Here is a 6,972-nt window from a genome sequence, read left to right on the forward strand (position 1 = left end):
ATTATGTACTGTGCCCGTGCAATTGCTTTTGAACAAACGGAGGAGTGTTGTAGCAATAATGTGTTATGGCGAATGACGTTAGTGGTGCCGGTGCTGTTCTTGATTTTTATGGAGAATTTCTCGACATCGGCGTTGCTGGGCGGGGTTTGTTTGGTGATGTTGTTTGTCGGTCGTTTATACTGGAAGACGTATGCGAAGTTGATTGGGGTGATCGTGGGGTTGATGATTCTGATGCTGGCGGTTGTTTTTATCGTTCCGGAAAAACATTTGAAGTCGGCGGGACGTTTGCTGACGGTGAAAAGCCGTATCGAGCATTTCGTGAACCCGAGCGAGACGGACAGTGACGATTCGTACCAGTCGGATCAAGCGAAGATTGCCGTGGCAAAAGGAGGATTGATGGGGCTGGGACCGGGAAATAGCGTGCAGCGGAATTTCTTGCCTCACCCGTATTCGGATTTTATATTTGCTATTATTGTGGAGGAATACGGACTGGTTGGGGCCGGGATTGTGATGTTGCTTTACCTGATTATTTTGTACCGGGTAGGGGTGATCGTGCGACGTTGCACGAGGATGTTCCCGGCGATTCTGGTGGCCGGATTGGGGCTGTGTATCGTGTTTCAGGCATTGATTAACATGGGGGTTTGCGTGGGACTTTTCCCCGTGACCGGGCAGCCGTTGCCGCTGGTGAGTATGGGGGGTACCTCTCTGTTGTTCACGAGTGCGTCTTTCGGGATGATATTGAGTGTCAGTCATACTTTCTCGGAAGAGGGAGAACGGGAAGAGAAGGAGAAACTAAAGATGGCCGCTCAAGGTATAAACGAGGAAGAAGAGAACGAGGAAAATTGAACATGAAGATATTTGAGATATGAAGAAAGTAATTATTAGTGGAGGCGGAACGGGAGGACATATATTTCCTGCCCTTTCTATTGCGAATGCGCTGAAACGGTTGAATAAGGATATAGAGATTCTGTTCGTGGGGGCAGAGGGGAAGATGGAGATGGAGAAGGTGCCGGAAGCCGGGTATAAGATCGTGGGATTACCGGTGAGAGGGTTACAACGTAAGCTGACGTTGAATAATCTGAAAGTATTGTGGAATTTATGGCGGAGTTTGAAGAAGGCCAAACGAGTGGTGCGGGAGTTTAAGCCGGATGTAGTGGTTGGTGTTGGAGGGTATGCCAGTGGACCGATTGGAAAGGTGGCCACGAACGCGGGTATTCCGTTGGTGTTACAGGAGCAAAATTCTTATGCAGGGGTAACTAATAAGTTGCTGGCAAAGAAGGCGGCCAAGATTTGTGTGGCTTACGAGGGAATGGAACGTTTTTTTCCAAAGGAAAAGATTATATTTACGGGGAATCCGGTGCGGAAGGATTTGTTGAATGCCGTGAATGAACGGGTGGAGGGGATTGCTTTCTACGGGCTGGATGCGAATAAGAAAACGGTGCTGGTCACCGGAGGTAGTCTGGGTGCCGGGTCGATTAACAAGGCTATGGTGAGATGGTTGGAAAAGATTGCGGGGTGGAAGGATGTGCAGGTGATTTGGCAGTGCGGGAGTTATTACCACAAGGAGCTGGAAGAACAATTGAAGGGACGTATGCCGGAAAACGTGAAGTTTATGCCGTTTTTGAAACGGATGGATTTGGCGTATGCCTGTGCTGATTTGGTGGTGGCAAGAGCGGGTGCAGGTACGATTTCGGAGTTGTGCTTGTTGGGGAAAGCCGTGGTGTTGGTACCCTCGCCTAACGTGGCAGAAGATCACCAGACGAAGAATGCTATGGCGCTGGTGAATAAACAAGCTGCCGTGATGGTGAAGGATGCCGAGGTGGTGGAGCGTTTGGGAGAGGTGATGGAACGCTTGTTGCAGGATGATGGGGAACGGAAAAGTTTGTCCGAGCATATCTTGACGCTGGCAATGAAGGATTCGGATGAGATGATTGCGAGGGAAATATTGAAGATAGTTTAAAGTGTAGAATGTAAAATTTAGAATTGAATGGTCTGCCATTTTAAATTTTAAATTTTAAATTTTAAATTCATGGTATGGATATTAAGAATATAAAGGCGGTGTATTTCGTGGGTATTGGGGGAATTGGAATGAGTGCATTGGCTCGTTATTTTAAGGTGATGGGTTACGAGGTGGCAGGATATGACCGGACCCCGTCACCGTTGACACGAAAAATGACGGACGAAGAAGGGTTTGAGATTACTTACGAGGATGACGAGAAGGGAGTTCGGGAGGTTTTCCGGGATAAGGAGCATACGTTGGTGGTATATACCCCGGCGGTACCGCAGGAAAATCGTATTCTTAGTTTTTTCCGGGATAACGGGTACGCTTTGCATAAACGGGCGGAGGTGCTGGGATTTTTGTCCCATAGTAAAAAAGCGCTTTGCATTGCCGGAACGCATGGAAAGACGACGACCACGACGATGCTGGCTTTTCTGTTGAATCGTTCGCACGTGGGATGTAGTGCTTTCCTAGGGGGAATTTCCTCTAATTTCGGCACGAATTTGTTGATTGATAAGGATTCGGATTATGTGGTGATCGAGGCGGACGAGTATGATCGTTCATTCTTGCATTTACATCCGGAGATTGCGGTAATCACGGCTATGGATGCGGATCATCTGGATATATACGGGACGCACGAGCATTTGATCGAGGCTTTCGAGGAATTTGCCTTGCAGACACGAGGTGAGTTGTTTTTACGTAAGGGGTTGGAATTGAAAAAAAGAACGATTACCGGGTATTATGCTGCCGGGGAGAAAGCGGATTATTATGCCGATCGGTTGCGAGTGGATAACGGGAGTTACTTGTTTGATTATATCGGGAAAGATGTGGAGATAAGGGATTTGAGGATGTGTTTTCCGGGGCGGGTGAACGTGGAGAATGCGACGGCTGCAATCACGGTGGCTTTGTATGCAGGAGTGACACCGGAAGAGATTCGGGTGGCTTTGCCTTTGTTTAAAGGGGTTTCTCGTAGGTTTGACGTACATGCGAAGAGTGACCGATTAATTTATATTGACGATTACGCTCATCATCCGCGGGAGATTGAGGCGTCTCTTTCTTCTATTCGGGAGATGTGGCCGGATAAGAGGTTGACGGTAGCTTTTCAGCCTCATTTGTACTCACGGACAAATGATTTTTACCCGGAGTTTGCGAAGAGTTTGAATCTTGCGGATCAGGTGATCCTGCTGGATATTTACCCGGCACGGGAGCAACCGATTCCGGGGGTGACATCGGGTTTGATTGCTGAGCAACTGACGGTGCCATTCGTGCGGGTGACGAAGGAAGAGTTTCCGGAGTATGTGAAGGAGAACGTAAAGGAGGGAGTTTTTATGACCGTGGGAGCCGGGGATATAGATCGTTTTATTCCGATTTTCACGGAGATGTTTGGAGGGACGGATTGCTGATCGGGGTTACAGGTTTGGATGTAATGGATAAGAGATGAGAATTTGAATTAGAAATTTTAAATTTGTAGGCTGGGAATAGAGATGAAACGCATTTTACCTTACATATTATCTTGCATTTTGCTTGTATACCTGATAATTGTGCTTACCTTTGTGGCGACAAAATCGGGGGAGGTAACATGTAGAGGGGTACGGGTGACTGTCAAAAATACGGATGTTAACGTGTTTGTCGACGAGGAGGATGTTATGAAGGCGATAAAGAAGGGGTACGGAGACATTATGGACAAAAGTATATTGGCGGTGAATAAAGATAGTTTGGAAAGGGTGCTTGTCAAGAATCCGATGATTAAATCGGCTCAGGTTTACTACAGTTTAGACGGTTATATTCATGTAAATATCCAGCAACGTGAACCTGTTTTGAGAGTACTAACGGGTGAAGGGTATTACGTGGATCGTGACGGGAGAGTGATGCCGTTGTCTTCTAAGTTTACTTCCAGGGTTGTTGTAGCAACCGGTGATATAAATAAGAAATTCGCTTGCGAGAAACTGGGTCCTTTCGCGATGAAATTGAAGAATGAACCATTTTGGGATGCGTATATCGAACAACTGGTTGTGAGGTCGAACGAGGATGTTGTGATGATTCCTAAAGTGGGGGATTTCCGGATCGTGTTGGGAAAGGTGGATGATTGCGAGGCGAGGTTGGAGAAGTTGATGTTGTTTCTGAAGGACGGTATCACGAAAAAAGGGTGGAATCGTTACAAGGAGATCAATTTGAAGTTTGACAACCAAGTTGTTTGTGTTAGAAAATAAAATATTAGATATTATGGGGTTTGTAGCTTCTTTGGATATGGGGTCTGGAAAAATGGTGATGGCTCTCGGAGAAAAGTCCGGGAGTGATTGTCGTTTGGTCGGTGTCATAAGTATTGCCTCACAAGGAGTTAAACGGGGCAAAATTGTTGATAAACTTCGGGCAAAAGCATGTATCCAGCGTTTGTTGGATCGTTTTAAGAGCGAGTATGAGGTTCATATTGATGCTTTGAATGTTGCTTTGAGCGGGGCGTGGGTGAAACAGATTGAAGACCGGGAGAATATCAAGTTTTCCCGTCCGAAGAGTATAGATCAAGGGGATTTGCAGGAGATGGAGAAAAAGTGTCGGAGCGTGGTGGGGGCCGGTGATGAGGAAGTGGTGGATGTCGTTCCGTTCGCTTATTACGTGGATAAGGAGAGCGAGGTGAACCCGGTGGGAGTTACGGCGAAACGGTTGGATGTCCATTATCACGTGTACGTGGCAAGGAGTAGTGAGTTGAGGGATTTGAGGGATATGTTTGCCAATCTAGGGGTTGATAAGATAGATTTTTATTCGATGGCGGGGGCCGCGCAGAAGGCTATGATCACGGCAGGATCGGATATGTTTAATTTCGCTTTGCTTGATTTGGGGGCGGATAGTATCAAAGTACAGGTTTTCCAAGACGGGCTTGTTTATTTTGACGAGGAGTTGCCGTTAGGATGCAGCACGATTGATGGGGATATAAATACAGCATTTTCGATTAATGACATGGAGAAGGCACGCAAGCTGAAAGAAGAGTTCGGTATGGCGTTGCGGGCATCGTGCAAGAACCGGAAGATTATGATTCCCGATACGAAGTATTGTATTGATAGTCATGATTTGGTACACGTGGAGCAATCCCGTTTGGAGGAGTTGTTGGAAGGGGCTATTTTCCAAATGCAGGAAAGTGGTTGCTACGAAGATTTGGATGACGGGATTTTGTTGACCGGAGGCGGTTGTCAGGTGGCGGGGATCGAGGTGTTGTTGTCCAAGTTGTCGGGACATTCGGTCGGATTTGCAAAGGTGGCAAGTGTTAAAGCGGATCGGGAGGCTAGTTTGAAGTCCCCGGCGTATTTTACGGCTTTGGGACTGTTGCAGTGTGAACGTCGGGAGGTGAAAAAGCCTAAATCCGGTGGATGGTTTAGTAATTTTTTTAAAGAATAAATGATATAAGACCTTTCAGCTATGCTTAATGAAGATGATTTATTGGTTGTGAACATTCCACCACAGGAAGAATCGATTATCAAGGTGATCGGAGTGGGTGGAGGCGGTAGTAATGCCGTGAACCACATGTGCCGTCAGGGTATTCGGGGCGTAGAGTTCGTGGTGTGTAACACGGATATACAGGCGTTGCGGATTAGTCCCGTGAAGAATCGTATTCAGATCGGTAAGGAGCTTACCGAGGGGCGTGGAGCGGGAAGTTTGCCGGAACGCGGTAAACAGTCGGCTATTGAAAGTCTGGATTATATCAAAACGATATTGGAGCGTAACACGAAAATGGTGTTTATCACGGCAGGTATGGGAGGTGGAACCGGAACGGGTGCCGCACCTATTATTGCCAAACAAGCTCGTGAGTTAGGTATTCTGACTATCGGAATAGTGACGATCCCTTTCAGTTTTGAGGGACGGAAACGAGTGGAGCAAGCTATGGAGGGTGTTGACGAATTGTCGAATTACGTGGATGCTTTGTTAATTATCTGTAACGAGAAGTTGCGGGATATGTACGGGGATTTGAAGTTGTCGAAAGCGTTCGAGATGGCGGATAACGTGTTGACGATTGCGGCTAAGAGTATTGCGGAGATCATCACGTTGAAGGGATTTGTGAACGTGGATTTTGCGGACGTGGAGGTGGTGATGCGGAATAGTGGGGTGGCGCTGATGGGTGCCGGAGAGTCGGTTGGAGAGAATCGTGCGTTGGAGGCTGCGAAGATGGCATTGGAATCGCCCTTGTTGAATAGTAATGATATTCGGGGGGCATCTAATATATTGTTGAATATGTTGTACGGTAGTAAGGAGATCACGATGGATGAGATTACCTTGATTACCGATTACGTGAAGGAGTTGGTCGGGAACGATGTGGACGTGATTTGGGGGGCTGGTAAGGATGATGCTCTAGGTGATGAGTTGCACGTGGCTGTGATTGCTACCGGGTTTAACGGTTCACCGATCGAGAGAAAGAAGACGAATATTTCTTTCAAGGTGGAGACCGTGGAAGATTTGGAGATGCAGACGGTGGATGCCCGGAAGTTGGAGGAAGAGGAGCGGATGCGCAAGCAAAAACTGGAGGAAAGTCGTCGGTTACGCCAACAGCGAGGTGAACAGAGGCGGGATGTCGGGAAGCGTCAACGGGCTATCGTGTTTGACGACGATGATGACGATGAACCGGTTCGGGAAGAGGAGACTCATCGGAAACGGATCGAGGAGTACGATCGGGAGTTTGAACTGGAGAACGGGCGCAAACGGGGAAAGAATGAGGTGCCGGATGTAGATAGTTGGTTCAAACGTAAGCTGGGGAATATGTTCAACGAGGATATGAATAGGGATTCACAAATGTAATAATGGACGATCATGGTAGATGGATTGATAAATTTTAACCAGTTTGAGATTACTACCCCGATTATTAAGGTGATCGGAGTCGGAGGTGGTGGCGGTAATGCCGTGGAATACATGTACAGGCAAGGGATCTGTGACGTGGATTTCGTGTTGTGTAATACCGATTCGCAAATATTGGAACATAGTCCTATTCC

Annotated in this window: 6 protein-coding genes and 1 pseudogene; all 7 read left to right on the forward strand. The window is 47.2% G+C overall.

What is annotated here, in order from left to right; all coding sequences use genetic code 11:
- Positions 1 to 846: FtsW/RodA/SpoVE family cell cycle protein (locus tag AB5542_RS20750; protein ID WP_368243429.1), on the forward strand; the 846-nt coding region annotated here is incomplete at its 5' end.
- A 19-nt stretch (positions 847 to 865) separates the two neighbouring features.
- On the forward strand, positions 866 to 1,960 hold the full coding sequence (murG, locus tag AB5542_RS20755; protein ID WP_279041219.1) for an undecaprenyldiphospho-muramoylpentapeptide beta-N-acetylglucosaminyltransferase: 1,095 nt from the start codon (positions 866 to 868) through the stop codon (positions 1,958 to 1,960).
- Between the two features lie 74 nt (positions 1,961 to 2,034).
- The gene (gene murC / locus AB5542_RS20760) at positions 2,035 to 3,402 is read left to right on the forward strand and encodes a UDP-N-acetylmuramate--L-alanine ligase (RefSeq protein ID WP_279041217.1); all 1,368 of its coding nucleotides are present in this window, start codon (positions 2,035 to 2,037) and stop codon (positions 3,400 to 3,402) included.
- A gap of 150 nt (positions 3,403 to 3,552) precedes the next feature.
- Positions 3,553 to 4,209 (forward strand): cell division protein FtsQ/DivIB, encoded by a 657-nt coding sequence (locus AB5542_RS20765; protein ID WP_279041215.1) that lies wholly within the window; start codon positions 3,553 to 3,555, stop codon positions 4,207 to 4,209.
- Between the two features lie 13 nt (positions 4,210 to 4,222).
- Positions 4,223 to 5,389, forward strand: coding sequence for a cell division FtsA domain-containing protein (locus AB5542_RS20770; RefSeq protein WP_279041213.1), 1,167 nt, complete (start codon positions 4,223 to 4,225; stop codon positions 5,387 to 5,389).
- A 21-nt stretch (positions 5,390 to 5,410) separates the two neighbouring features.
- Positions 5,411 to 6,781 carry a cell division protein FtsZ gene (ftsZ, locus tag AB5542_RS20775; protein WP_087420582.1) on the forward strand — a complete coding sequence of 457 codons (1,371 nt, stop codon included), beginning with the start codon at positions 5,411 to 5,413 and terminating at the stop codon, positions 6,779 to 6,781.
- A gap of 12 nt (positions 6,782 to 6,793) precedes the next feature.
- A pseudogene (locus AB5542_RS20780) lies at positions 6,794 to 6,972 on the forward strand (cell division protein FtsZ); the annotation flags it as partial.

Origin of the sequence: Butyricimonas sp. RTP31003st1_G1_RTP31003_210430 (assembly GCF_040920905.1) — a bacterium.
Taxonomy (GTDB): domain Bacteria; phylum Bacteroidota; class Bacteroidia; order Bacteroidales; family Marinifilaceae; genus Butyricimonas; species Butyricimonas paravirosa.